This is a genomic window from Microbacterium pratiae, assembly GCF_047302165.1.
GTDB lineage: Bacteria > Actinomycetota > Actinomycetes > Actinomycetales > Microbacteriaceae > Microbacterium.
The window spans coordinates 2,747,082-2,770,561 of the sequence record NZ_CP154843.1 but is presented as its reverse complement, the minus strand read 5'-3'; the positions used below and the strand labels follow the sequence as shown (position 1 = coordinate 2,770,561).

At 70.7% G+C, this 23,480-nt stretch carries 21 protein-coding genes; 14 read left to right on the top strand and 7 right to left on the bottom strand.

Annotated features, from left to right (window positions below; genetic code table 11):
• Positions 1-21: 21 nt before the first annotated feature.
• A complete protein-coding gene (locus AA0Y20_RS13125) occupies positions 22-1,452 on the bottom strand; it encodes a carboxylesterase/lipase family protein (protein WP_412935087.1) in 1,431 nt (476 codons plus the stop codon).
• A gap of 198 nt (positions 1,453-1,650) precedes the next feature.
• Between AA0Y20_RS13125 and AA0Y20_RS13120 the strand changes: the two genes are divergently transcribed.
• The 4 genes from AA0Y20_RS13120 to AA0Y20_RS13105 all read left to right on the top strand — a co-directional run bounded on the left by AA0Y20_RS13120 (position 1,651) and on the right by AA0Y20_RS13105 (position 6,199).
• Positions 1,651-2,970 carry an ABC transporter substrate-binding protein gene (locus AA0Y20_RS13120; RefSeq protein WP_413331625.1) on the top strand — a complete coding sequence of 440 codons (1,320 nt, stop codon included), beginning with the start codon at positions 1,651-1,653 and terminating at the stop codon, positions 2,968-2,970.
• 64 nt (positions 2,971-3,034) lie between these two features.
• Positions 3,035-3,928, top strand: coding sequence for a carbohydrate ABC transporter permease (locus AA0Y20_RS13115; RefSeq protein ID WP_412939644.1), 894 nt, complete (start codon positions 3,035-3,037; stop codon positions 3,926-3,928).
• A complete protein-coding gene (locus AA0Y20_RS13110) occupies positions 3,922-4,863 on the top strand; it encodes a carbohydrate ABC transporter permease (protein ID WP_412939643.1) in 942 nt (313 codons plus the stop codon). Before AA0Y20_RS13115 ends, AA0Y20_RS13110 begins: the two co-directional genes overlap by 7 nt.
• Before the next feature lie 4 nt (positions 4,864-4,867).
• Positions 4,868-6,199 carry a cellulase-like family protein gene (locus AA0Y20_RS13105; RefSeq protein WP_412939642.1) on the top strand — a complete coding sequence of 444 codons (1,332 nt, stop codon included), beginning with the start codon at positions 4,868-4,870 and terminating at the stop codon, positions 6,197-6,199.
• Between the two features lie 6 nt (positions 6,200-6,205).
• Here the strand turns inward: AA0Y20_RS13105 and AA0Y20_RS13100 are convergent, their stop codons facing one another.
• The gene (locus AA0Y20_RS13100) at positions 6,206-7,069 is read right to left on the bottom strand and encodes an AraC family transcriptional regulator (protein ID WP_412939640.1); all 864 of its coding nucleotides are present in this window, start codon (positions 7,067-7,069) and stop codon (positions 6,206-6,208) included.
• An 89-nt stretch (positions 7,070-7,158) separates the two neighbouring features.
• Between AA0Y20_RS13100 and AA0Y20_RS13095 the strand changes: the two genes are divergently transcribed.
• Both AA0Y20_RS13095 and AA0Y20_RS13090 read left to right on the top strand, forming a co-directional pair.
• Entirely contained in the window at positions 7,159-10,458 is a 3,300-nt protein-coding gene (locus tag AA0Y20_RS13095) for a DUF5107 domain-containing protein (RefSeq protein WP_412939638.1), read from the top strand.
• Entirely contained in the window at positions 10,455-11,483 is a 1,029-nt protein-coding gene (locus tag AA0Y20_RS13090; RefSeq protein ID WP_412939637.1) for an alcohol dehydrogenase catalytic domain-containing protein, read from the top strand. The genes AA0Y20_RS13095 and AA0Y20_RS13090 overlap by 4 nt, the downstream gene beginning before the upstream one ends.
• 27 nt (positions 11,484-11,510) lie before the next feature.
• On the opposite strand, the gene AA0Y20_RS13085 is transcribed toward AA0Y20_RS13090, so the two are convergent.
• The gene (locus AA0Y20_RS13085; protein WP_412939636.1) at positions 11,511-11,864 is read right to left on the bottom strand and encodes a helix-turn-helix domain-containing protein; all 354 of its coding nucleotides are present in this window, start codon (positions 11,862-11,864) and stop codon (positions 11,511-11,513) included.
• A gap of 4 nt (positions 11,865-11,868) precedes the next feature.
• Positions 11,869-13,845, bottom strand: coding sequence for an ABC1 kinase family protein (locus AA0Y20_RS13080; RefSeq protein ID WP_412939635.1), 1,977 nt, complete (start codon positions 13,843-13,845; stop codon positions 11,869-11,871).
• Positions 13,846-13,948: 103 nt separating this feature from the next.
• On the opposite strand from AA0Y20_RS13080, the gene AA0Y20_RS13075 reads away from it, so the two are divergent.
• From AA0Y20_RS13075 to AA0Y20_RS13060, 4 genes are all read left to right on the top strand, one after another.
• Positions 13,949-15,757, top strand: coding sequence for a DEAD/DEAH box helicase (locus tag AA0Y20_RS13075; RefSeq protein WP_412939634.1), 1,809 nt, complete (start codon positions 13,949-13,951; stop codon positions 15,755-15,757).
• A gap of 141 nt (positions 15,758-15,898) precedes the next feature.
• Complete coding sequence (locus tag AA0Y20_RS13070) at positions 15,899-16,033, top strand: hypothetical protein (RefSeq protein ID WP_412939633.1); 135 nt, start codon at positions 15,899-15,901, stop codon at positions 16,031-16,033.
• A 57-nt stretch (positions 16,034-16,090) separates the two neighbouring features.
• Positions 16,091-16,717, top strand: a complete 627-nt coding sequence (locus AA0Y20_RS13065; RefSeq protein WP_412939632.1) for a DUF1349 domain-containing protein — start codon at positions 16,091-16,093, stop codon at positions 16,715-16,717.
• 95 nt (positions 16,718-16,812) lie between these two features.
• Complete coding sequence (locus AA0Y20_RS13060; RefSeq protein ID WP_412939631.1) at positions 16,813-17,727, top strand: SDR family NAD(P)-dependent oxidoreductase; 915 nt, start codon at positions 16,813-16,815, stop codon at positions 17,725-17,727.
• Here AA0Y20_RS13060 and AA0Y20_RS13055 read toward each other — a convergent pair.
• Entirely contained in the window at positions 17,724-18,314 is a 591-nt protein-coding gene (locus tag AA0Y20_RS13055; protein ID WP_412939630.1) for a hypothetical protein, read from the bottom strand. The genes AA0Y20_RS13060 and AA0Y20_RS13055 overlap by 4 nt on opposite strands.
• 3 nt (positions 18,315-18,317) lie before the next feature.
• The gene (locus AA0Y20_RS13050) at positions 18,318-19,466 is read right to left on the bottom strand and encodes a zinc-dependent alcohol dehydrogenase (RefSeq protein WP_412939629.1); all 1,149 of its coding nucleotides are present in this window, start codon (positions 19,464-19,466) and stop codon (positions 18,318-18,320) included.
• Positions 19,467-19,678: 212 nt separating this feature from the next.
• Here AA0Y20_RS13050 and AA0Y20_RS13045 point away from each other — a divergent pair, with 212 nt between their 5' ends.
• Genes AA0Y20_RS13045 through AA0Y20_RS13035 form a run of 3 tightly spaced genes read left to right on the top strand, consistent with a single transcriptional unit; the run spans position 19,679 to position 21,185 of the window.
• A complete protein-coding gene (locus AA0Y20_RS13045) occupies positions 19,679-20,764 on the top strand; it encodes an iron-containing redox enzyme family protein (RefSeq protein ID WP_412939628.1) in 1,086 nt (361 codons plus the stop codon).
• Complete coding sequence (locus AA0Y20_RS13040) at positions 20,764-20,976, top strand: hypothetical protein (protein ID WP_412939627.1); 213 nt, start codon at positions 20,764-20,766, stop codon at positions 20,974-20,976. The genes AA0Y20_RS13045 and AA0Y20_RS13040 overlap by 1 nt, the downstream gene beginning before the upstream one ends.
• Before the next feature lie 26 nt (positions 20,977-21,002).
• On the top strand, positions 21,003-21,185 hold the full coding sequence (locus AA0Y20_RS13035; protein WP_412939626.1) for a CDGSH iron-sulfur domain-containing protein: 183 nt from the start codon (positions 21,003-21,005) through the stop codon (positions 21,183-21,185).
• 166 nt (positions 21,186-21,351) lie between these two features.
• Here the strand turns inward: AA0Y20_RS13035 and AA0Y20_RS13030 are convergent, their stop codons facing one another.
• On the bottom strand, positions 21,352-22,224 hold the full coding sequence (locus tag AA0Y20_RS13030) for a manganese catalase family protein (protein WP_412939625.1): 873 nt from the start codon (positions 22,222-22,224) through the stop codon (positions 21,352-21,354).
• A gap of 416 nt (positions 22,225-22,640) precedes the next feature.
• Here AA0Y20_RS13030 and AA0Y20_RS13025 point away from each other — a divergent pair, with 416 nt between their 5' ends.
• On the top strand, positions 22,641-23,480 hold the full coding sequence (locus AA0Y20_RS13025; RefSeq protein WP_412939624.1) for an SDR family oxidoreductase: 840 nt from the start codon (positions 22,641-22,643) through the stop codon (positions 23,478-23,480).

Genomic DNA, 23,480 nt, shown 5'->3' with positions numbered 1-23,480 from the left:
CGAGATTTCGCGTATGCCCGATCAGCTCAGGGCGTCGATCACCTCTACCCGGCGCTGCGAAAGGTCGCGGCTCGCCGCATCCCAGATGCGTGTCGTGCGCGACACCGAGAAGGGCGGCCAGCCGGGGTCGCCGTTGCGAACGAAGGCGACCCACGCCGCGTGCATGTCGCGCGCGAGATCTGCCGGAGCGTCGGGACCCGCCAGCAGCAGGGCCTCAGGGTCGCCGAGCCGGTCGAAGGCGAAGCCGATCTCCAGCGCGTGCGCGGCATCCAGGCCGCGGACGGGGCTACGCCACGCGAACTCGTAGACGAACGTCGGAGCGGTGCGCGCGCGAGCGACACGTGTCGCGGGAGCGCGCAGCATCCGGTCGGTGAGGAGCTGCCCCAGGACCTCGCCGGGCGATGCGCCGGGGAACGAGCGTGCGACGGCCCGGGCCGCCCGCTCAGACATCCCCATCGCGCGGCGCGCCACCCACGCCTTCAGCCGCCCGATCCGGGCGATCGCGTCGGGGGTCAGCCAGAGGCGGTACTCGTCGGTGTTGGTGCCGATGAGGATGGGCAGATCGACCGACCTCAGTGCTTCCTCGGGCGCTTTTGGCAGCGACTCGTCGTCGAGGGCGAGCACGAACCCCGGGGCACCGCGCAGGGGGCTCGAACCCGCTGATGCCCGCGAGCGCGCGCTCAGGAGATCGGCGGCGGACGTTGCGGCGAAGGCCTCACGGGTGGTCGGGATGCCGAGCTCGCGGGCGATCGCGTCCGAGGCTCGGCGAGCCTTCTCGGGCTCGACGGCTTCGAGCGGTCCGGACTGGATGATCGCCCCCGCGACGAGCGCACGCGACCGCGGTTCGCTCACCAGCGCGGCGACGAGAGCGCCACCGGCCGACTCACCCATGAGCGTGACGCGCGCCGGATCGCCGCCGAACGCGTGGATCTCGTCACTCACCCAGCGCAACGCCGTCGCGGCATCCCGCAGCCCGAGGTTGAGCGGTACCCCGTCGAGCACGCTGAAGCCCTCGACACCGAGGCGGTAGTTCGCCGAGACGAAGACGATGCCGTCGCGGGCGAACGTGGTGCCGTCGTAGATCGTCTGGGCAGCCGCCCCGCGTTCGAGAGCGCCGCCGTGCAGCCACAGCACGACGGGAGCGCCCTTCGCCCCCGCGGGAGCCCATACATTGACGGTGAGGATGTCGTCGCCCTCGATCGTCGGCACCGTGAGTAGCTCGCCGAGCTCGCCCGGGTACGGAGTCTGCGGCGACGTCGGCCCGAACCGCGTCGCGTCGCGCTCGCCGTCCCACGGGTCGACGGGCTCCGCGCTCCGGAAGCGGAACTCACCCACGGGCGGTTTCGCGTACGGGATGTCGAGATAGCGGTCGACCCCGTCCGTCCGCGAGCCTCGCAGCCGGCCGCCGCCGATGCTCACTCGCGCTTCGTCTGAGACGTCGTCGTGCGGCATCCCTGCTCCCTTCGTTCCCCTCACCGTATGAGAGCCGCTTATGAGGTGTCCCGGAGCAGGTCCACACCCGGCGCCATGATCAGCGGATCGTCCAGGGGGCACGCTCATTCGGCTATGTCCGCACGGCATCGCCGGTTCTAGCGTGTGAAATCCGGCTGCTACCCGAGCAGCTCGTCGCACACATGCAAAGGGGCATCGATGTCTACTCCACCCCGGCGGCTCCGCGGCCGTCGCCTTCTTCCGCTCGCGGTCACGGTCGCCGTCATCGCGCCGCTCGCGGCCTGTTCCTCGCCCGCCGACGAGGGCCCGGTCACCCTCACGTTCCAGACCTGGGTGCCCGGCATCGACCAGGCCGTCGACCTCTTCAACGAGCAGCATGACGACATCCAGGTCGAGCTGCAGACGATTGTCTCGGGCGCCGAGGGCGGCTACGCCAAGATGCTCTCGGATGTCCAGGCCGGCAACCCCGCGGATGTCGCGCAGGTCGGCTACGACCAGATGCCGACGTTCCTCCTCAACGGCGCCCTCGAGGACATCACCGACTACGTCGGCGACGACGTCGACGTCTTCTCCGACTGGCAGATCGGCGCGACCACGTTCAGCGACCGCGTGTACGGCATCCCGCAGGCAGCCGGCCCGATGGGGCTCTATTACCGCTCGGACGTCTTCGCCGAGGCCGGCATCACCGAAGCCCCCGCGACATGGGACGACTTCTACGCCGCCGCCGTGGCGGTGCGGGCGACGGCGCCCGACCGCTACATCGCGGCGTTCGCGCCGAACCAGGCTGCCTGGATGGAAGGCCTCGCCGAGCAGGCGGGCGAGCCCTGGTTCCAGGTCGAGGGCGATGCCTGGAAGGTCGCGATCGACAACCCCGACACCCTCCGCATGGCCGAGTACTGGCAGCGCCTGATCGACAAGGACCTCGTGAAGGTGCAGGCCGACCTGTCGAGCGAGTGGTTCGCCGACGTGCAGGCCGGGCGCATCGTGTCGTGGATGAGCGGCTCGTGGGCCGACGCGATCATCCGCAACAACGCCCCCGAGACCTCGGGGCTGTGGTCGGTCGGGCTCATGCCGCAGTGGGACGCGGCGAACCCCCGCTCGGCGAGCTGGTCGGGCGGTTCCGCGAACGTCGTGCTGAAGGGCTCGGCGCACCCCGAGCAGGCGGCCGAGTTCGCCCTGTGGCTCAACAGCAACCTCGACAGCGTGAGCCTGCTCACGGAGAACGGCGCCGGCTGGCCCGCGATCGCCGATGTCGACTCGATCCCCTCGATCCAGTCGGCCCCGGAGGTGTTCGAGTTCTTCGGCGGCCAGGACATCTGGGACGTGTTCGCCGAGTCGAACGAGCAGGTCGCGCGCGACTGGCAGTGGCCGCCGCTCGTCGACGCCCTGAACGCCAGCCTCCTCGACGAGGTCGCCGCCGCCGTCGAGTCGGGCACCCCGCTCACCGAGGCCTACGCCGCGGTACAGGAGCGCATGGTGGCCGAGATGACGGCGAAGGGGATCTCGGTCGCCGACTGACCCGAGCGGGGCGGACGGCAGCGACGCCGTCCGCCCCGACCGGTCGCGCCCCGAAGGGAATCGCATGCACACCACCCGAAGCCGGCTGCCGCTGTTGCTGCTCCTCGGCCCGTTCCTCCTCGCCTTCGCCGTCTTCTACGTCGCGCCCATCATCTGGGCCATCGTGCAGAGCCTGTTCTCGGTGCGCGCGAGCGGCCTCGGCCTCGGAGCGCCGGAGACGCTCTTCGTCGGTCTCGACAACTACGTCCGGGCGCTCGCGAACCCCGCGTTCGTCTCGAGCCTCGTACGCATCGCCGTCTTCGCCCTCATCCAAGTACCGCTGATGGTCGTGCTCTCGGCGGTGCTCGCCCTGCTGCTGGAGTCGACCCGGGCGCGCTGGCCGCAGTTCTTCCGCGTCGCGTTCTTCATGCCGTACGGCGTGCCCGGCGTCATCGCCTCGCTGCTGTGGAGCTTCCTCTACGTGCCGAGCACGAGTCCGATTCTCCAGGGGCTCTCCGCCCTCGGCATCTCGGCCGCACCCCTCGAATCGGGCACCGTCATGTTCGCCATCGCGAACATCGGCATCTGGACGTTCGCCGGCTACAACATGCTCGTGCTCATCGCGGCGCTCCAGGCCGTGCCCGCCGACCTGTACGAGGCCGCCCGCATCGACGGCGCAGGCGAGTGGCGCATCGTGTGGGAGATCAAACTGCCGCTGCTGCGGCCCTCGCTCGTGCTGACCACGGTGTTCACGATCATCGGCACGCTGCAGCTGTTCGTCGAGCCCCTCGTGCTCCGCCCGCTGACGACCGCCATCAACACCGACTACACACCGAACCTCGCCGCCTACAACCAGGCGTTCACGCAGAGCAACCCGAACCTCGCCGCCGCGATGGCCGTCATCGTCGCCGTCATCGCCTTCGTGTTCTCGTTCGTGTTCCTGCGGCTGGTCAACCGGAAGGGGAACCGCGCATGGTGATCGCGCCCGTCACCGAATCCACCCGCTCGGTCACCACCGGCGCGGCATCCGATCGTCGGGATCGCCGGGCGGCCCGCCGCGCCGGGGGACCGGGCGCGGGGTTCTGGGCATCGCTGCCGACCCTGGCCGTGCTGGTCGCAGCGCTCGTCTACTTCGCGCTGCCGGTCGTATGGGTGCTGTTCGCCGCGACCAAGAGCAACGCCGACCTCTTCGGGACATTCGGACTCTGGTTCAGCGATGCGCCCCAGCCGCTGACCAACCTCCAGAACCTCTTCGCGACCGATCGCGGCATCTACACGCAGTGGCTGCTCAACAGCCTGTTCTACTCGGGGCTCGGCGCGCTGATCGCGACGATCCTCAGCGGCGCGGCGGGCTACGCCTTCGCGAAGTATGCCTTCGCCGGACGAGAGGCCGTGTTCGCGATGATCCTCGGCGGCGTCCTCGTGCCCGCGACCGTCATCGCGCTGCCGACCTACTTCATGTTCAACGCCGTAGGCCTCACCGGCACGTACTGGTCGTTCCTGCTGCCGAGCATCGTCAGCCCGTTCGGCGTCTACCTCTGCCGCATCTACGCCACCGCGGGCGTGCCCGACGAGGTCATCGAGGCCGCGCGCCTGGACGGCGCCGGCGACGTGCGCATCTTCGCGACCATGGCCACCCGCATGATGGCACCCGCCCTCGTGACGGTGTTCCTCTTCCAGTTCGTGGGAATCTGGAACAACTACCTGCTGCCGCTCGTCATGCTGAACGACGCCCGCACGTTCCCGGTCACCCTCGGGCTCATGCTGTGGAACGGTCAGACGCAGCGCGCACCCCTGTACTACGAGCTCGTCGTCACGGGAGCCGCGGTCTCGGCCGTGCTGCTCATCGTGGTCATGGCCGCTCTGCAACGATTCTGGCGAGCCGGTCTCACCGCCGGCGCGACGAAGGGATGACCCGATGACCCGCTATCTCGGCTCCGGACACGACCCGGCCCCCGACACCCGGGCGCTGACGGGTGCCGTTCCCGCTCACCTGCCGCCGCGCCTCACGATCACGCTGTGGGACTTCTCCTGGTACACGCGTGCCGGCGCGGGCGAGCCATACGCCGACCTCGGCGCCGCCCTCGACGAAGCGGTCGACCGCGGCTACAACGCCATCCGCATCTGCGCGGCGCCGCTGCTGCTGTTCGGCGGCCTCGGGCTCGACGACCTCGCGAGCGACCTCGAGATCGAAGGGCTCGGGCGCTCGCCGCACGGTGAGGTTTTCGGCAACGGAACACGCTGGTACGACGTGCCCGGCGGCTACCGGCTCGACCTCCGCACGCGCTTCTTCGATCTGCTGCGCGGCGCCCGCGAACGCGGCATCGTCGTGATCCTCGCGAGCTGGGAGTACCAGCAGTCGCCGGCGTTCGCGGCGGACGAGCGCTGGTTCCGCGTGATCGACGCCGTGCCGCTCACCGACCGCTACGACGCGTTGGCGACGGCGACGATCCGGATGCTTGATGAGATCGAGGCCGCGGGGCTGTCCGACACGATCGCCTTCGCCGAGCTCCACAACGAGGTCGACTTCGCGATCGTCCCCGCCTTCGCCGACGGCGGGGATGCCGCCCTCGATCGAGTGCGGGCCGCGCACCCCGGTCACCTCGTCACCGCGAGCTACGGCAAAGCGCCCTTCCTCGACCTCGCGGGACTCTCCGAGCGTTTCCAGGTCGGCCAGCTGCACGTCTACGCGTACGGCGTGCTCGACGCGCTGCAGCGACGCATCGACATCCGCTCCGAAGGCACCGACGGCTTCCCCGGCGAGGCCATGCGAGCGCTGCTGGTCGACGACGCGCCCACGTTCGCCGAATATGGCCGCGCCGCCGACTGGAAGTTCGAGGCCACCGTCATCACCGACCAGCAGATCTACGGGTACGACTGGGTCGACCCCGATCTCTGGGATCGCTGGCTCTACAACCACTACGGGCTCTACCGCGAAGAGATGCTGCGTGAGATCGGGTCACGGGTGACGGCGCTCGCCGCGTGGTCGCGGCGTCGCGGCATCCCCGCGGTCGTGGGGGAGGGCTGGGTCGGCTACACCCCGTTGCGGGCCGACTTCGAAGACGGCCCGGTCGGAACCGAGCTCGCCGAGCACGGGGTGCGGACCGCACTCGAGCACGGGGTGTGGGGCATGGTGCTCAGCTCGAACGCGGCGCCCCATCATCCGCAATGGTCGGACGTCGCGTGGCAGCGGCGTCTGAACGCCGAGATCCTCGCAGCCCCGACGACCGCCGCCCGCGTCGGAGACTGAGCGGCGTCATCCGCGACGCTCCTCCCGGTAGCGGCTCGGGCTCATGCCGTGCACGCGTCGGAAGTGCCGGGAGAAGTAGAACGGGTCGCTGTAGCCCACATCCGTCGCGATCTGGCCGACGGTGCGGTCGGTGCGCTCCAGGAGGGTGCGTGCTGCCGTCATCCGGAGGCCCGTGTGGTACGCCAGGACGCCGCCGCCCGTCGCACGCCGGAACAGCGACGTGAGGTGGGATGCCGATACGCCGACGAGCGCGGCCAGCTCGCTGACCGGCACCGCGCTGTCGAGCCGCTCGGCCAGGAACGTCATGGCGCGCTCCAGCGGGTCGCCGCGCTCGGGAAGCGCCTGGTCGGACGCGAGCTGCGTCATGAGCTTGAACGCGGCACCCGTGACGGCGACGAGACGCACGGGTGACTGATCGCGTTCGAGCCCTCGCACGATCTCATCGAGCAGCGACACCGCGCGCTCGACGCTGTGGAGGCGCACGAGCGGGCGCGCGGCCGTGGTGCCGATCGCCGCAGTGAGGTCGTCGACGTCGGAGCCGACGACATGGCACCACCAGATCGTCCAGGGATCGTCGGCATCCGCTCCGTAGGCGTGCGGTGTGCGTGCGGGGATCACCACCGCGGTACCGGCCTGTACGCGATGGCGCGTGCCGGCGATCTCGACCCATCCCGCGCCCGCCGTGCACACGATGACGATCGTCGTGCGAATGCCGCGCTCGCGGGTGCGTCCGTGATCCGCGGCGTGCGGGAACCAGCCGGCGTCGGTGACGACGAGCCGGCGGGTCACGGGGCGCTGCAGTGCTGCGGTGATCGCGGGCGCTGGCACGACGCACAGTCGTTCGCCCGCGAAACCGTCGGAGATGGCCATGATCGTCATCCTGGCACATCGGCGAATCGTCCAGGTGCACGGACGCTTCCGCCATGTCGCACGCTCGTGCGCTCGGCGACGCTGGAGGCATGCATTCGACCTCGACATCCTCGCTGCGACTTCCCGAGCCGCCCGCGGACGAGCAGGTGACGCTCGACGACGGCGGTGTGGCCGTCTGGGAGCAGCCGCTCACGATCCCCACCTACGAGCCGGCGCAACCGGAGAAGCTCCCGATGTTCTTCGACCGTCGCGTCTACCAGGGATCGAGCGGGCGGGTGTACCCGCTGCCGTTCACCGAGCGGATCGCCGCCGAGCCGCGCGATCGCGACTGGCGCGCCGTGCACCTCGAGAACCGGTGGATCCGGCTGGTGCTGCTTCCCGAGCTCGGCGGCCGCATCCACATCGGCTACGACAAGACCGCCGACTACGACTTCTTCTACCGCAACAACGTCATCAAGCCCGCCCTCGTCGGCCTGGCCGGCCCCTGGGTGTCGGGCGGCGTCGAGTTCAACTGGCCGCAGCACCACCGGCCCGCGACCTTCCTTCCCATGGAGAGCTGGATCGAGCGCGAGCCGGACGGCGCGGTCACGGTCTGGATGTCGGATCACGATCCCTTCGCTCGCATGCGCGGCACCCACGGCATCCGCCTGCGACCTGACAGCTCGTTGATCGAGCTGCGCGCACGGCTGCACAACCGCACCGAGGTTCCGCAGACGTTCCTCTGGTGGGCCAACGTTGCGGCGCGTGCGCACGAGGACTACCAGTCGTTCTTCCCGACCGACGTCCGCTACGTCGCCGATCATGCGCGTCGCGCCATCACCGCCTTCCCGCGAGCCGACCGCCCCTACTACGGCGTCGACTACCCTGCCCGGGTCGACGCGAATCGCCCCGACGCAGACCGCATCGACTACTACGGCAACATCCCCGTGCCGACGTCGTACATGGTGGTCGAGACGCGCGACGACTTCTTCGGCGGATACGACCACGCGGTCGGAGCGGGCTTCGTGCACTGGGCCGATCGGCGCATCGCGCCGGGCAAGAAGCAGTGGACCTGGGGCAATGCTCCCTTCGGCCACGCCTGGGACGACCAGCTGACCAACGGCGACGGCCCATATGTCGAGCTGATGGCCGGTGTGTACACCGACAATCAGCCCGACTTCTCGTACCTCGCACCGGGGGAGGTCAAGACGTTCTCGCAGTTCTGGTTCCCGATCACCGGCATCGGGGCGGCGCACCAGGCGACGAAGGATGCGGCCGTCTCGGTCCGCCTCGACGCGGGACAGGTGCACGTCGGCGTCGCCGTCACCTCGGCGGTGCCCGAGGCTCACCTGCGGATCACCGTCGGGACCGACACCGAGGAACGCGTCGTGGGTCTCGAGCCGGGCCGTCCCTTCGTCGATTCGCTGTCCTGCCCGGAGGGGATCGATGCCACTGATGTGGAGGTGGTCGTCCACGACGGCGACCGTGAGCTCGTTCGCTGGCGTCCGCGCGCGGACGACGACGGTGCGCCCGAGCCCGCCGTCGCGACCGAGCCGCCGCTTCCGGCCGACATCGCCTCGGCCGACGAGCTGTACCTCACGGGCGTCCACCTCGCGCAGTACCGCCACCCGACGCGGCATCCCGAGCCGTACTGGGAGGAGGCGGTTCGCCGTGACCCGGGCGATGCCCGCTCGAACACGGTGCTCGGCGCCTCCGCCTACGGACGGGGGGAGTACGAAGCGGCTGCCGGATACCTGCGCGCCGCCATCGACCGGCTGACCTTCCGCAACCCGAACCCCGCCGACGGCGAGGCGCACTACCGCCTCGGACTCGTCGAAACGCGTCGAGGCCACGATGAGCGGGCCTACGACGCGTTCGCCAAGGCCGCCTGGGATGTGCGGTGGGCGCACCCCGCCAGCGTCCAGATGGCTCTACTCGACGCGCGAGCGGGGCGGGATGTCGCGGCACTCGGCCGACTCGATGACGCGCTGCGCCATGGATCGGATGACCCGCTCGCCCGCAACATCCGGGTGATCGTGCTGCGGCGTCTCGGACGGGAGGACGAAGCGGCGGCCGAGCTCGCGGCGCTCGGTCGGACCGATCGCCTGGACGTGCTCACCGGCTTCATCGGTGGCGGCACCCTGCCGGGCGACGGCCTGGTGCTGCTCGATCTCGCGGGCGACCTCGCCCGCGCAGGGCAGCGCGACGACGCGCTCGCCGCGCTCGCCGCAGCCTCCACGTCTTCGGCTACGGGCGCCGGCGGCATCGCCCCCGTCGCCGAGTACGTCCGGGCGCGGATGCTCGACGAGGCCGGTGAGGCGGATGCCGCCGCCGAGGCGCGCCGTCGAGCGCAGCACGCACCCGCCGACTGGGTCTTCCCCGCGGGGCTCGACGCGCACGACGCCCTCGCGGCCGCGGTAGCCGCGGACCCGGCGGACGCCCGAGCACGGTCGCTGCTCGGCATGTGGCTGTACGACCGCGGACGACGGACGGACGCGCTGGCCCACTGGCGCGCCGCGGTGGACGACGCGACGGGCGACGGCGTGCTGCTGCGGAACACGGCGCTGGCCACGGCGGAGGTCGAGGGGGACCTCGACGCCGCTGCCGCGCTGTACGACCGAGCCGTCGAGGTGAGCGACGACCCGCGGCTCTGGTTCGAGCTCGACCAGCTCGCCCAGCGTCGCGGCATCTCGGCGGCCGCTCGGTTGGCGAGACTCGAGCCGAACCGAGACCGGATCATCGTGCGCGACGACCTCCTCGTGACGGTGGCCGACCTGCTGACCACGGTCGGGCGGTCCGCGGAGGCTCTCGACCTGCTCCTGAGCAGACCCCTTCAGCCGTGGGAAGGCGGCGAGGGCGTGGCGATCCGTGCTTTCGCCCGGGCGTCGATCGCGCGTGCCGGTGAGTTCGGGCACGACGCCGCGCGCGCAGCGGCGCTGCTCGAGCGAGCGCTCGACGCGCCTCGCTCGCTCGGGGAGGCATGGCACCTGCTCGACAGTCGCGCGTCACTCTGGCTGCGGCTCGGACGTCTTCGGGCGCAGCTGGGTGACACGGGCGCAGCCGATGACGCGTGGCGGACGGCGGCGACGGAGGCCCTGGCCGCCGAGACCGACACGGAATCGCTCGACGGAGCCCGAGCCGCCCGTGCCCGGGGCGACGAGAACGTCGCGACCGACCTGCGCTCGCGCGTCGCGGCACGGGTGAGCGAACTGCGCTCGGCGCCCGCACGCGTCGACTACTTCGCGACGTCGCTTCCCGAGACGCTGCTGTTCTCTCTCGACCCCGCCGAGACCGCGCGACGTCGTGCCGACGACCTCGCCGCCGCCCTGGCGCGCTACGACCAGGAGCGCGACGCGGGTGACGCGGACGGGGCGGCGATCGAGCCGGCCACGAGGCGGGTGCACGCATGAGCGGCATCCCCGAAAGCATGATGGCGAGCGTGCTGGTCTCGCCGCGGCGGCTCGAGATCCGCGACGTGGCGGTGCCGGCGATGGAACCCGGCGACGTGCTCGTCGAGCTCACGGCCGTCGGGCTCTGCGGGTCGGACGTGCACTTCTTCGAGCACGGCCGGGTCGGCGATCTCGTCGTGGAGAGCCCGCTCATCCTCGGACACGAGGCGGCCGGGGTCATCGCCGCGGTCGCCTCGCCAGCCGACGAACACCGGGTCGGGGAGCGCGTCGCGATCGATCCGCAGCGTCCCTGCCGCTGGTGCGCGGCCTGTCGTGCCGGTCGCTCGAACCTCTGCGAGCGGATGCGGTTCCCCTCGGCGCCGCCTGAGAACGGCGCGTTCGCGCGCTATCTCGCGGTGCCCGCAGACGCTGCGCACCCGTTGCCCGAGACGATGAGCGACGACGAGGGCGCGCTCCTCGAGCCGCTGTCGGTCGGGATCGCCGCCGTGCGGAAGGCCGGGGTGGTGCCGGGCTCGCGGGTGCTTGTCGCCGGGGCCGGCCCCATCGGCATCCTCACCGGGGCCGCGGCGCGCGCCTTCGGCGCCGCGGAGGTCGTCGTGGCCGACCCGGTCGCGGCTCGACGGGATGTCGCGCTCGCGCACGGAGCCACCCGTGCGGTCGATCCTGGGGAGGTGGCCGAGCTCGACGGCCGCATGGACGCGTTCGTCGACGCCTCGGGTGCGCGAGCGGCGATCGCCGCGGGTCTGCGATCGCTCCGTGGTGCCGGGCGCGCCGTGCTCGTCGGCATGGGATCGGCGACCGTCGACCTCGACCTCTTCCTGCTCCAGAGTCGCGAGCTCGTCGTCGAGGGTCTCTTCCGCTACGTCGACACCTGGCCGCTCGCCATCCAGCTGGTCGCCTCGGGTGCCGTGCGCGTGGACGACCTCGTCACGGCGCGCGGTGGCCTCGACGACCTCGCCGGGTTCTTCGCGCGCAACGCCGACCCCGACACGATGAAGTTCCTCGTCGACCCCCGGGTGAGGTGACGGTCGAGGGCTCCCGCGGCTGAGGGGTCAGCGTCCTTGGCGCTTCTTGTACGGCTTGGGCTGACCCTTCACGATGGGCGCGCGACCCGAGCCCTTCGACGCCTTCGCCTTGCCGCCGCCTGACGCTTTCTGTCGGGGCGCGACCGCCGGGGCCGGAGCCGCGGCGACCTCGGCGCGTGCGTCCGCGAGCAGCAGTGTGCCCGCCGGGGTCAGACGGGGCTTGCCGCCGTCCTTGACGAACAGCGGCTGCCCGATCTCTTCTTCGAGCCTGTCGATCGACGAGTACAGCACGGGAAGCGAGACACCGATCTTCTCGGCCGCGCGCGGGAAATGCAGAGTGTCGGCGACGGCGACGAAGTGGACGAGATCGCGGATCTTCACAGGGTCACCTTCCATCGCGGCGGACGAGCGCCGTTCGCAGAGAACGCAGCAGCAACAACAGGCCGCCGAGCCCGACCACACTACCCAGGAACGGGAACACCGACACCGAGTCGGTCAGCAGCGGGCCGTGTTGAACGACGCCGAGCATGACACCGACGATCACGAGCGTGGCTCCCACGAGCGTCGTCGTGAAGCGACCCGTGAGCGACTCGACCCAGGACCGGTCGTCGGGGGATTCGAGCGCGCGCAGCCGCACCGTGAGCCGTCCCGACTCGAGGTCGTTCAGGATGCCGTCGACCCGGCGGGGCAGCTCGCGTGCCCGCTCGATCCCGAGCTGCACCTGCACCTGCGCGGTCATCGCCGCCGAGCGCGGGTCGCCCATGTGCAGGGCGTACTGCGGTGCACGCGACAGGGCGCGCTTGATCATGTCGTAGTCGGGGTCGAGGCGCCGCAGCGTGCCTTCGATCGCGCCGAGCGTCCGGAATCCCAGCAGCAGCCCGGGCGGAAGCGCGAGCCGGTGCCGGCGGAGCACCTCGATGAGCGCGGTGAAAAGGTGCTGATCGGCGTTGGAGTTGTGCAGGCGCGTGAGGATGACGCCGATGTCGTGCTGCAGCGCCCCGACATCGAGCTCGGCGTCGGGGCGCGGCTTCACGAGCATCAGCACGGCATCCGTCGCCCCCGAGTCGTCCTCGTTGTGCAACGCGACGAGCATCGGCAGCAAGAGGCGCCGCATGCTGCGTTCGATGATGCCGACCGAGCCGAAGTCGATGAGGGCGACGATGCCGTCGGGTTGCAGGATCAGGTTGCCCGGGTGGAGGTCGGCGTGGAAGACACCTCGCAGCGCGATCTGCCCGACGATGACGTCGAGCACGGCGTCGGCGATGCGCGTCGCGTCGTCGGGGGCCACCGCACCCGGCGCGTCGCTTCCCGGCTCGGGCAGCCGGCTGAACGGGATGCCGCGCACATGCTCCATGACGATGAGCTGCTCCGTGCACAGGTCGGGGTACACGTCGGGGATCCGCACCGCGCGAGCGTCGGCGGCTGTCATCGAGTCGCGCAGCATCTCCATGTTCGCGACCTCGACGCGGTAGTCGAGCTCTTCGCGCAGGGCGACGGCGAACTGCGCGGCGAGGGCCGACGCGCCGACATCCTTCGCCCATGTTGTTCGCCGCTCGAGGTCGGCGGCTGCGCGCTCGATGATGTCGAGGTCGGTCGCGACCTGCGCCCGGGCCTTCGGGCGCTGGATCTTCACCACGACGGCGCGGCCGTCTTTCAACCGCGCGCTGTGGACCTGACCGACGGATGCCGCAGCCAGCGGTGTCTCGTCGATCTCGGCGAAGACGAGCTCGATCGGCCGGCCCAGCTGTTTCTCGATCGCGGCCTTAGCCTCGTTCCAGGGGATCGGGGTCGTGTCCATCTGGAGCGACGCGAGTGCGCTGGTGATCTCGGCAGGAAGCAGGTCGTTGCGGGTCGACAGGATCTGACCGAGCTTGACGAAGGTGACGCCCGCATCGTCGAGGGTGGCCGCCAGTGCGCGGGGCAGTTCGGCGCGCGCGGACTCGCTGCGCATCCCCCCGAGGCCGTGACGTGAGGCGATCGCGACGATGCGTGCGTAGCGAACCGCGCGTCGGCGGCGGTGCAGCGCCTCGCGGACGTAGGTGATGGGGCCGACCGGCGGGCGAGCGGGCCACATGAGCTCGAGCGTGATGAGCGCGATGAGCACGATCGCGAACAGCCAGGCCAGCACGAGGAACACGAAGCCGATCGCGACGGGCGCGTCGGTCAGCAGGCCGTTCTCCTGCAGCACGCCGGCGCCGCGCAGCACCCAGATGCCCAGCGGCCCGAAGACGACGAAGACGACGAGCGAGACGAGCGGTCCGCGCACCCAGCCGACGCGGGCCTCGAGCGCCCGCTTGGCCAGCCAGGTCGCGGCGACGGAGAAGACCACCGCCGCGATGGTGAAGAGCAGCCACTCCGGCATCGGTACCCCCTCGAGTCCGTCGACCTGGTTCGAGGCTAGGGCACCGGGCTCGGCCGCGCCGGGCCGATCATGCGATCTCGGCACGGGCGGATTACCCTGAAGCGTGTCCACTTCTGCTGAACAGCCCGCACCCGAGCCCGTCGACGAGCCGCCCGTCATCACTTTCCGCGACCTCGGGCTGGGGGAGCAGGTCCTGAAGGCGCTCTCCGATGTGGGCTACGAGACGCCCTCGGCGATCCAGGCGGCGACGATCCCGACGCTGCTCGAGGGACGCGACGTCGTCGGCCTCGCGCAGACCGGAACCGGTAAGACCGCGGCGTTCGCGCTGCCGATCCTCGACCGGCTCGATTTGACGCAGAAGACCCCGCAGGCCCTCGTTCTGGCACCCACGCGTGAACTCGCGCTGCAGGTGTGCGAGGCGTTCGAGAAGTACGCGTCGCGCACGAAGGGCGTTCACGTCCTCCCCGTCTACGGCGGCCAGGGCTACGGCGTGCAGTTGTCGGCGCTGCGCCGAGGCGTGCACGTCATCGTCGGAACCCCCGGCCGCATCATGGACCACCTCGACAAGGGCACGCTCGACCTGTCGGAGCTGAAGTATCTCGTCCTCGACGAGGCCGACGAGATGCTGAAGATGGGCTTCGCCGAGGATGTCGAGACGATCCTCGCCGACACTCCCGACACCAAGCAGGTCGCGCTCTTCTCGGCGACGATGCCCGCCGCGATCCGCCGGATGTCGAAGCAGTACCTCAACGACCCCGAGGAGATCACCGTCGCGTCGAAGACGACGACCTCCTCGACGATCACTCAGCGCTACCTGATCGTGTCGTTCCAGCAGAAGATCGACGCGCTCACGCGCATCCTCGAGGTCGAGAACTTCGAGGCGATGATCGTCTTCGCCCGCACGAAGAGCGCGACCGAGGAGGTCGCCGAGAAGCTCCGCGCCCGCGGCTACTCGGCCGCGGCCATCAACGGCGACGTCGCCCAGGTCCAGCGCGAGCGCACCGTGAATCAGCTGAAGTCGGGCAAGCTCGACATCCTGGTCGCCACGGATGTCGCGGCCCGCGGCCTCGACGTCGAGCGCATCTCGCACGTCGTCAACTTCGACATCTCGACCGACACCGAGTCGTACGTGCACCGCATCGGGCGTACCGGGCGTGCCGGTCGCACCGGCGACGCGATCAGCTTCGTCACCCCGCGCGAGCGCGGGCTCGTGAACGCGATCGAGCGGGCGACGCGCCAGCCGCTGACCCAGATGCAGCTGCCGAGCGTCGACGAGGTCAACGTCACCCGCCTGTCGCGTTTCGACGACCGCATCACCGCGGCGCTGGAGGACACCGATCGGATCGAGCGGTTCCGCGACATCGTCGCCCACTACGTGCGTCACCACGACGTTCCCGAGGTCGATGTCGCGGCTGCGCTCGCCGTCGTCGCGCAGGGCGAGACCCCGCTGCTGCTCGAGCCCGACCCCGAGCCCCGTGCGCGCGCGCCGCGCGAGGACCGCGCCCCGCGCTCGTTCGATCGCGACGACCGCGAAGGACGTCCCGAGCGTCGTCCGCGCGCGAGCAACCCCAACATGACGACGTACCGCATCGCGGTGGGCAAGCGGCACCGCGTCGAGCCCCGTCAGATCGTCGGCGCGCTGGCGAATGAGGGCGGCCTCAGCCGCGGCGACTTCGGGGCCATCCAGATCCGCCCCGACTTCTCGCTCGTCGAGCTGCCGTCCGACATGCCGCAGTCGACGCTCGACCGGCTCGCCGACACCCGCATCTCGGGCAAGGCGATCGAGATCCGCGTCGACACGGGCGGCCCGAGCCGCAGCGCCCGCGGACGCTTCGACCGTGACGACCGTCCGCGCGACCGTGACGACCGTCCCGCGCGCAAGCCCCGGCACCGCTCGGAGCCCGGCGACTGACACCTCGGCGTCGCCCGGGGGCGTGGCGCGTTTCGCACGCATCCGCTCCCGGGGCAACCCCGGTTCGCGTCATCCGCTTCACGTGCACAGTGGAGGTGTCCCGCAGGCGCGGGGCGCACACGAGCGGATCGGAGAAGTGACATGAGCGCTGACCACCACGGACGCGACGACGGGCACCAGCACGAGGGCGACGACGCGGCATCCGCCGGCTCCGAGTCGCCCGAAGAGGGTGCCGAGGCCGAAGAGGCCGCGGAGGAGGCCCGGACCGATCGTTGACGGCCACGCCGCCATGATGTCCATCGGCGGTGCTTTGCTCCCGGAATACTGGGGAGCATGAGCACCGCCGACGTCGTCGTCCCCGCGTTCCCCGTTCCTCTCGTCCCTTCCGAGGCGTGGCCGTGGGAGGTGCGGGAGGGTGGACTCGCGGTCACCGCGAAGCCGCGCAGCGACCTCTTCGTCGACCCGAGCGGTGCGGGCAGCACGGCGGCGGAGTCGATGATGAACGCCGTGAGCCTGACCGCGGTACCGCCCGCAGAAGACTTCACTCTGCAGGCGCGGGTCGGCGTCGACTTCCGGGCGACGTTCGACGCGGGAGTGCTGTTGGTCTGGATCGACGAGCGCCGATGGGCCAAGCTCTGCTTCGAGGCCGCGCCCGCGGGCACGCCCATGGTGGTCTCGGTCGTCACCCGTGACGTCTCCGACGACGCCAACGCGTTCGATGTCGCGGGCGGCGAGGTGTGGCTGCGTGTCTCGCGCGTCGGGCGCGTGTTCGCTTTCCACGCCTCTACCGACGGTCAGACGTGGTCGATGGTGCGAGCCTTCGCGCTGCCCCAGGTCGACGGCGACGAGGTCCGGGTCGGGTTCGAAGCCCAGAGCCCGACGGGGGACGGCTGCGACGTGCGGTTCTCCCACATCGTGTACACCGAGCGGACGCTGACCGACCTGCGCGACGGGTCCTGAGGGCCGCGCCGCGACGAGCGGCCGACGGCTAGCGGTTACGGCGAGCGGGCGCAACGGGGCTCGACATCCGCGCCCACGCGATCGATCCTGCATCGATGAGCGCGACCACTTCGCATCCCCGTCTCGCCGGCCGCACGATTGTCGTGGTCGGCGCCTCCAGCGGCATCGGTCGCGCGGTGGCGTTGCGCGCCGCGGCGGCCGGTGCGAGCGTCGTCGTCTTCTCGCGGCGTGCGGACGCGCTGGACGATCTCGCCCGATGCATCCGGGACCGCGGCGGCCGGGCGCACGTCGTGCCCGGCGACGTCGGCCGCACCGAGGATCTCGAGTGGCTCGCCATCGAGGCCGAGCGGGTATTCGGATCGATCGATGTCTGGGTCGGCAATGCCGGCGTCGCCACGGTGGCACCGTTCTGGGAGGCGCCGCTCGACGAGCACCTCCGCGTCGTCGACACCAACCTGGCCGGAGTGATGCGCGGGACGCACATCGCTCTGAGCCGGTTCATCGAGCGGGGGAGCGGCGTCATCGTGAACACGGCATCGGTCGAGAGCGTCGTGCCCCTCGCCCTTCAGGCGTCGTACGCCGCGACGAAGGCGGGGGTGCTTTCGCTCACCCGCGCCCTGCGGCAGGAGCTGCGGCTCGCCGGCATCACCGGCGTGGCGGTGGCGGCGGTGCTGCCCTGGGCCGTGCGTACCCCGTTCTGGCGCCACGCCGGCAATCACGCCGGGCGTGCGTTGCGACTGCCGCTGATGGACGAGCCCGAAGTCGTCGCGGACGCGATCCTGCGTGCTGCGGTCGCTCCGCGCGAGCGGCTCGCCGTCGGGTGGAAGGCGCGCGCGGCTCTCGCAGGGCACCGCGTCGCGCCCGGCCTGACGACGCGACTGGCCGCCGACCTGGTCCGGTCCTGTCTGCGACGCGGCGACGACGCGACGCCGAGCTCGGGCGCAGTCCACCACGGTCTCGGCGATCCGGCGGCCGCGGCCGAGACGCCGCGGCCGCCTCGAGCCGTCTAGCGGCGTCGGAGGACGCGACGTGCGCCGCGGAGCACGAGCCATCCCGCAAGCACCCACGGTCCTGCGACGAGGAGCGGATCGAGCCAGGTGTGGCGCTGATCGATGCGTCCGCGTCCGAACCGCGACCGGATCGGACGCCGCCGGGTCTCGCTCAAGACGCCGGTCTCGGTGATCGGGTTGTCGGGATGCGCCGACGCGAGCGAACGCACGTGGGCACCGACGGCGTCGACCCGATCGCCCGCGACGAGCAGCAGCCAGTGCGCGACGCGCCCCTCGCTGAATCGGGCGTACGCCCATCGGCGAATGTGTCCCGACAGGCCGTGGAGGGGCTGCGCTGTGCCGTACACCGGTGTCAGGAAGGCGTGCTCGATCGAGCGTTCCCGGCCGGGGTCGTCCGCTTGCCGTGGCGGCATCCCGCGGTCGGCGGCGGCGGGGTCGATCCTCTCGACGGTGCCCGATGGGCGGTCTGCGGGATCGAGATCGACGCCCCAGCCCGGAATACGCGCCCGCAGCGCCGCGCGATCGGGCGCCGGTCGCGGCACGCTCGCGGTGTACGGGGTGGGGATATCGGCGGAGTTCGTGCTCATGGGTCAGCCTTCCGAAGGGACGACGACGGTCTTCACGCAGTCATCGAGCTTGGACGAGAACATGTGGTAGCCCTCGGCGATGTGGTCGAGGGGGATGCGATGGGTGATCAGATCGCTCGGCGAGATGTACCCCGCCCGGATGTGTTCGAACAGGCGCGGCCACTGGCGCTTGACCGGTGCTTGGTTCATGCGCAGAGTCAGCCCCTTGTTGAGGGCGTCGCCGAACTTCACCGCGCTGAACAGCGGGCCGTATGCGCCGATCACCGAGACCGACCCGCCTTTCCGGGCTCCGTCGATCGCCCAGTTCAGCGCGACCGGTGAACCGCCCTGCAGCTTGAGCTTCGCCGACGTCACGTGCTGGGTGACGTTGCCGTCGGCCTCGGCACCCACGGCATCGATGACGACATCGGCGCCGAGATAGTCGGTCATCCGTTTCATCTCCACCACGACATCGCGGTGCTCGGAGATGTTCACCGTCTCGGCGTGGGCGAACTCGCGGGCCTTCGTCAGGCGGTAGTCGAGGTGGTCGAACGAGATGACCCGTCCCGCGCCCATGAGCCAGGCCGACTGCGCCGCGGCCAGGCCCACGGGCCCGGCGCCGAGCACCATCACCGTGTCTCCCTCGACGATGTTGCCCAGCTGCGCGCCGAAGTAGCCCGTCGAGTAAGCATCGGTGAGAAGGAGGGCGTCTTCGTCCGACATCCAGTCGGGGATGACGGTCGGGCCGACATCGGCGAAGGGAACGCGCACGAGCTCGGCTTGACCGCCGTCGTACCCGCCCGCCGTGTGCGAATAGCCGTAGATGCCGCCCACGGCGGTCGCGTTCGCGTTGACGTTGTGGCAGTTCGAGAAGAGTCCGCGTGCACAGAAATAGCACGAGCCGCAGAAGATGTTGAACGGAACCATCACGCGGTCGCCCACGGCGAGGTTCGTCAGGGCGCCGCCGAGCTGTTCGACGACGCCGATGAACTCGTGGCCGAATGTATGACCGACGCGGGTGTCGGGCATCATGCCGTGGTAGAGGTGCAGGTCCGAGCCGCAGATAGCGGCGAGCGTCACGCGCACGATCGCATCGTGAGGGTGTTCGATCCGAGGATCGGGCTTCTCTTCGACGCGAACCTTGTACGGTCCGCGATAGGTCATGGCCTTCATCGGTTACCTTTCTGCCGGGGTTCGTGCGTCACACTGCGCGGCCCCGCGAGTGCCGCCCACGGGCTGGACGAGCTGACCATCGCGCGCTATCGTCCACGCGCCGCGGCGGTGAGGCGCACACTGCTTGCACACCTGGATGACACGGGTCAACCCGCTCGGAGGATGCCGCGACGCGCACGTACGGTCACGGCTGTCACCCCCCGAGGAGCACCATGAGCATCACCACCGAGCCCGTCCCCGTCGACCTCGACGTCGCCGAGCCCCTGCCGTTCGAACCCCGGGGGCCCGTGAGCGCCATGCTGCAGCGGGTGCTCGTCGCGCCGGTCACGAGCGGGCTCCCGGCCGACGCTCCCGAGATCGTCGGGCGGGCCCTCGCCGAGACGGCCGACATCCTCCGCGACGACGATCTGCAGCTCGCGCTGTTCCTCATGTACGCGATTCACTACGGCTCGCTTCCCGGACTCGACGTCTCATGGGAGTGGGAGCCGTCGCTCATCGCCGCGCGCGGCCGCATCGAGCGTGCCTTCGAGGTGGCGTTGCGTTCCGCTGCCATGACCGCCGATCTGCCCGAGCCGGAGAGGGATGCCGTCGCGCGCTGGCTGTTCGACCTGACCGCTCCGACCGCGGGCCCGGGGATGGCGCGCTTCGTCGCGAAGAAGGCGTCGATCGAGCAGCTGCACGAGTTCCTCATCCTCCGCACCGTCTACACGCTTCGAGAGGCCGACCCGCACTCGTGGGCGATCCCGCGGCTTCGGGGTCGAGCGAAGGCCGCTCTCGTCGAGATCCAGTCCGACGAGTACGGCGGCGGCGACCCGGCCCGGGTGCACGCGACGATCTTCGCCCAGACCGTGCGCGGGGTGGGCCTCGACGACGCCTACGGGGCGTATATCGACGCCGTTCCGGCGCTCGTCCTGGCCAGCCACAACGCCATGTCGCTCTTCGGCCTCCACCGGCGTCTGCGCGGGGCGATCGTCGGGCACCTCGCCGCGTTCGAGATGACCTCGTCGATCCCCAACCGATCGTACGGCGACGGCTTCCGGCGTCTCGGATTCGGAACCGACGTCACCTGGTACTTCGATGAGCACGTCGAGGCCGACGCCGTGCACGAGCAGATCGCCGGCCGCGACCTCGCCGGCTCGCTCGCCGAGGACGAGCCCGAGCTGCTGCCCGACATCCTGTTCGGCGCCCGCGCATGCCTGTTGCTGGACGACCTCGTCGGTGACGACGTCCTCGCGGCCTGGGAGGCGGGCCGCATCGCGCTTCGGAGCAGCGGCATCCATCCCGACCGCGCCGTGTGATGGGCGAGGAGGACGTCGAGTACGTTCTGCCGCTGCGCTGGGACGACGAGACGCATCGCGCGGATGCGGCCGAGCTGGGGGAGTACCTCGACGGGCTCGCATCTGTTCGCCGCACATCGCCGCGACGGGGCCGCCGCCCGGGTGATCCCTATCGAGGCGCGCGACTGCGACGGGCGGCGAACAGCATGAGAACGCTACGGAAGAAGGAGTGACGGTGACCGAGCACCAGCCAGCGTCCGTGACCATCACCGCGTGCCCCGACGGGCCGCTGCTCGTGCGGGGCGACGTCGAGCTGCTCGACGATGCGGGCGAGCCGATCCCGCGCCGGCGCCGTACCGTGGCGCTCTGCCGTTGCGGCGTGAGCGCGATCAAGCCGTTCTGCGACGGCACCCACAAGCTCGCCGGCTTCACCGCCGACTGACCGCCCGCGCCGCGCCCGCCACCGCGCCGCGCCCGCCACCGCGCGCGCCGATGCAAGGGATCGTCGCCGACACCCCGTGCCGGACGGCATCCGGTCGGGGTGTCGGGCGGGATCCCTTGCATCGCGGCGCGGCGGCGGTTCGAGCCGCGGCGCCGCGAGGCAGGCGTCAGAGCTTGTCGCGAAGCACGCCCTCGGCCTTGTCGATGATGTTCGGCTTGGCGTCCGTGCCGTAGAACCGGGGGTCGGGCTGCGTCGGCGGCGGCATGGGAACCGAGGTGTCGGGACCGTCGAGGTACGTGAACTCGCCCTTGCCGTCGGGAGTGGGACCGGAGGCCCACGACCCCTCGGCGGCCGCGGCGCCGTCCGAGAAGTTGATGTACTTGTACGCGTGCTCGCGCGCCTCGTTCGAGAGCGGGAAGTTCGACGGCACGGGGATGTCCTCCACTCCCTCTTCGCGCAGCTCCTGGGCCGCCCGGATCCACTGGTTCTGATGCATCGTGTCGCGTGCCAGAAGGAACGAGAGCATGTCCCGCACGCCCTTGTCTTCGGTCATGTGATAGATCCGGGCCACCTGCAGGCGCCCCTGCATCTCGGCGTTCGCGTTGGCGGTGAAGTCGGCGAGCAGGTTGCCGCTCGCCGTGACGTACGAGCCCTGCCACGGGTTGCCGTTCGAGTCGACGGGGCGCACGCCGGCACCCGCCACGATCGCGGCCTGCACGTCCATGCCGCCGATCACCGCCCCGAGCACGGGGTCGGACTTCGCCGCGGCCTCGGACTGCTCGGCCGGAGCCTTCTCGAGCAGCTGCGCGATCATGATCGCGAGCATCTCGACGTGGCCGAACTCCTCGGCCCCGATGCCGTAGAGCAGGTCGCGGTACTTGCCGGGGATGTGGGCGTTCCACGCCTGGAATCCGTACTGCATCGCGACGGTGATCTCGCCGTACTGGCCGCCGAGCACCTCCTGCATCCGCCGCGCGAAGATCGCGTCGGGCTTCTCCGGACGTGCCTCGAACTGCAGTTCCTGTCGATGAAAGAACATCTCGCCTCCTGGGGGATCGACCGAGCGCCGAGTGCGTCGGCGCGGCGAACGTAGATCCGGCCGACGGGGGATGCCACGGGCCTTGACTCCTCTCGGAGGCGGTGCGACCATCGCGCCCGCGCGCCGGGTGGCGAGCGGTCGGCCTGTCAACCCCCGCGCGATCGCCGGAGGCGTTCCGCATCATCGACGCCGGGCTCCCGCGAGACGGGCGCTCGCCTGGTCCTGCCCGGTCATGGTCCGGTCTGGGCGGACGGCGGCATCGCACCCGCTGTGGCGATCGCCGGCTCTCGCGGCGTCGACTGATGCGTCATCGCATCACGCGCCCGCAGTGACGGAACGGCCCGCCCCGTGTCAACCCCCGTGAATCCGAGGCGCGGTCGGGGTCGGGTAGAGACACCGTTCGACGACAGAGAGGGATGACCATGGAACCCCAGCAGCAGAACGTCCCGGGAACCGATCAGCGCATGGTGCCGAAGCCCGACTACGGCGAGGAGACCTACCGCGGGTCGGGAAAGCTCACCGGCAAGCGCGCGCTCATCACCGGCGGCGACAGCGGCATCGGCAAGGCGGTGGCGCTCGCCTACGCCCGCGAGGGAGCGGACGTCGCCATCAGCTACCTCGACGAGCACGAGGATGCCGAGGAGGCGAAGCGCTTCGTGGAGGAGGCGGGTCGCCGCGCCGTGCTCATCCCGGGCGACATCTCCGACCCGGCGCACTGCCGCGAGGTCGTCCGTCGCACCGTCGAGGAACTCGGCGGCATCGACATCCTCGTCAGCAACGCCGCCTTCCAGATGAATCGCGAGACGCTCGAGGAGATCCCCGACGAGGAGTGGGACTTCACGTGGGCGACGAACGTCGACGCGTTCTTCCACCTGGTCAAGGCAGCCCTGCCGCATCTGGGGCCGGGTTCGTCGATCATCGGCTCGAGCTCGGTGCAGTCCGACCAGCCGTCGCCCAACCTGTTGCCGTATGCAGCGACGAAGGCTGCCATCGCGAGCATCACCGCCTCGCTCGCGCAGATGCTGGGTGAGCGCGGCATCCGGGCCAACAGCGTCGCCCCGGGCCCGATCTGGACGCCCCTCATCCCGGCCACCCTGCCCTCCGACGCGGTCGAGAGCTTCGGAGAGCAGACACCGCTCGGGCGTGCCGGCCAGCCGGCGGAGCTCGCCGCAGCGTATGTGCTGCTCGCGTCGGATGAGGCCTCGTACATCTCGGGGGCGCGGCTGGCGGTCACAGGAGGCAAGCCGATCCTCTGA

What these genes read in the sequence shown, in the direction of transcription:
- AA0Y20_RS13125 (WP_412935087.1), bottom strand. Translation starts at nt 1,452, where the DNA reads ATGCCGCACGACGACGTCTCAGACGAAGCGCGAGTGAGCATCGGCGGC.
- AA0Y20_RS13120 (WP_413331625.1), top strand. Translation starts at nt 1,651, where the DNA reads ATGTCTACTCCACCCCGGCGGCTCCGCGGCCGTCGCCTTCTTCCGCTC.
- AA0Y20_RS13115 (WP_412939644.1), top strand. Translation starts at nt 3,035, where the DNA reads ATGCACACCACCCGAAGCCGGCTGCCGCTGTTGCTGCTCCTCGGCCCG.
- AA0Y20_RS13110 (WP_412939643.1), top strand. Translation starts at nt 3,922, where the DNA reads ATGGTGATCGCGCCCGTCACCGAATCCACCCGCTCGGTCACCACCGGC.
- AA0Y20_RS13105 (WP_412939642.1), top strand. Translation starts at nt 4,868, where the DNA reads ATGACCCGCTATCTCGGCTCCGGACACGACCCGGCCCCCGACACCCGG.
- AA0Y20_RS13100 (WP_412939640.1), bottom strand. Translation starts at nt 7,069, where the DNA reads ATGGCCATCTCCGACGGTTTCGCGGGCGAACGACTGTGCGTCGTGCCA.
- AA0Y20_RS13095 (WP_412939638.1), top strand. Translation starts at nt 7,159, where the DNA reads ATGCATTCGACCTCGACATCCTCGCTGCGACTTCCCGAGCCGCCCGCG.
- AA0Y20_RS13090 (WP_412939637.1), top strand. Translation starts at nt 10,455, where the DNA reads ATGAGCGGCATCCCCGAAAGCATGATGGCGAGCGTGCTGGTCTCGCCG.
- AA0Y20_RS13080 (WP_412939635.1), bottom strand. Translation starts at nt 13,845, where the DNA reads ATGCCGGAGTGGCTGCTCTTCACCATCGCGGCGGTGGTCTTCTCCGTC.
- AA0Y20_RS13070 (WP_412939633.1), top strand. Translation starts at nt 15,899, where the DNA reads ATGAGCGCTGACCACCACGGACGCGACGACGGGCACCAGCACGAGGGC.
- AA0Y20_RS13065 (WP_412939632.1), top strand. Translation starts at nt 16,091, where the DNA reads ATGAGCACCGCCGACGTCGTCGTCCCCGCGTTCCCCGTTCCTCTCGTC.
- AA0Y20_RS13060 (WP_412939631.1), top strand. Translation starts at nt 16,813, where the DNA reads ATGAGCGCGACCACTTCGCATCCCCGTCTCGCCGGCCGCACGATTGTC.
- AA0Y20_RS13055 (WP_412939630.1), bottom strand. Translation starts at nt 18,314, where the DNA reads ATGAGCACGAACTCCGCCGATATCCCCACCCCGTACACCGCGAGCGTG.
- AA0Y20_RS13050 (WP_412939629.1), bottom strand. Translation starts at nt 19,466, where the DNA reads ATGAAGGCCATGACCTATCGCGGACCGTACAAGGTTCGCGTCGAAGAG.
- AA0Y20_RS13045 (WP_412939628.1), top strand. Translation starts at nt 19,679, where the DNA reads ATGAGCATCACCACCGAGCCCGTCCCCGTCGACCTCGACGTCGCCGAG.
- AA0Y20_RS13040 (WP_412939627.1), top strand. Translation starts at nt 20,764, where the DNA reads ATGGGCGAGGAGGACGTCGAGTACGTTCTGCCGCTGCGCTGGGACGAC.
- AA0Y20_RS13030 (WP_412939625.1), bottom strand. Translation starts at nt 22,224, where the DNA reads ATGTTCTTTCATCGACAGGAACTGCAGTTCGAGGCACGTCCGGAGAAG.
- AA0Y20_RS13025 (WP_412939624.1), top strand. Translation starts at nt 22,641, where the DNA reads ATGACCATGGAACCCCAGCAGCAGAACGTCCCGGGAACCGATCAGCGC.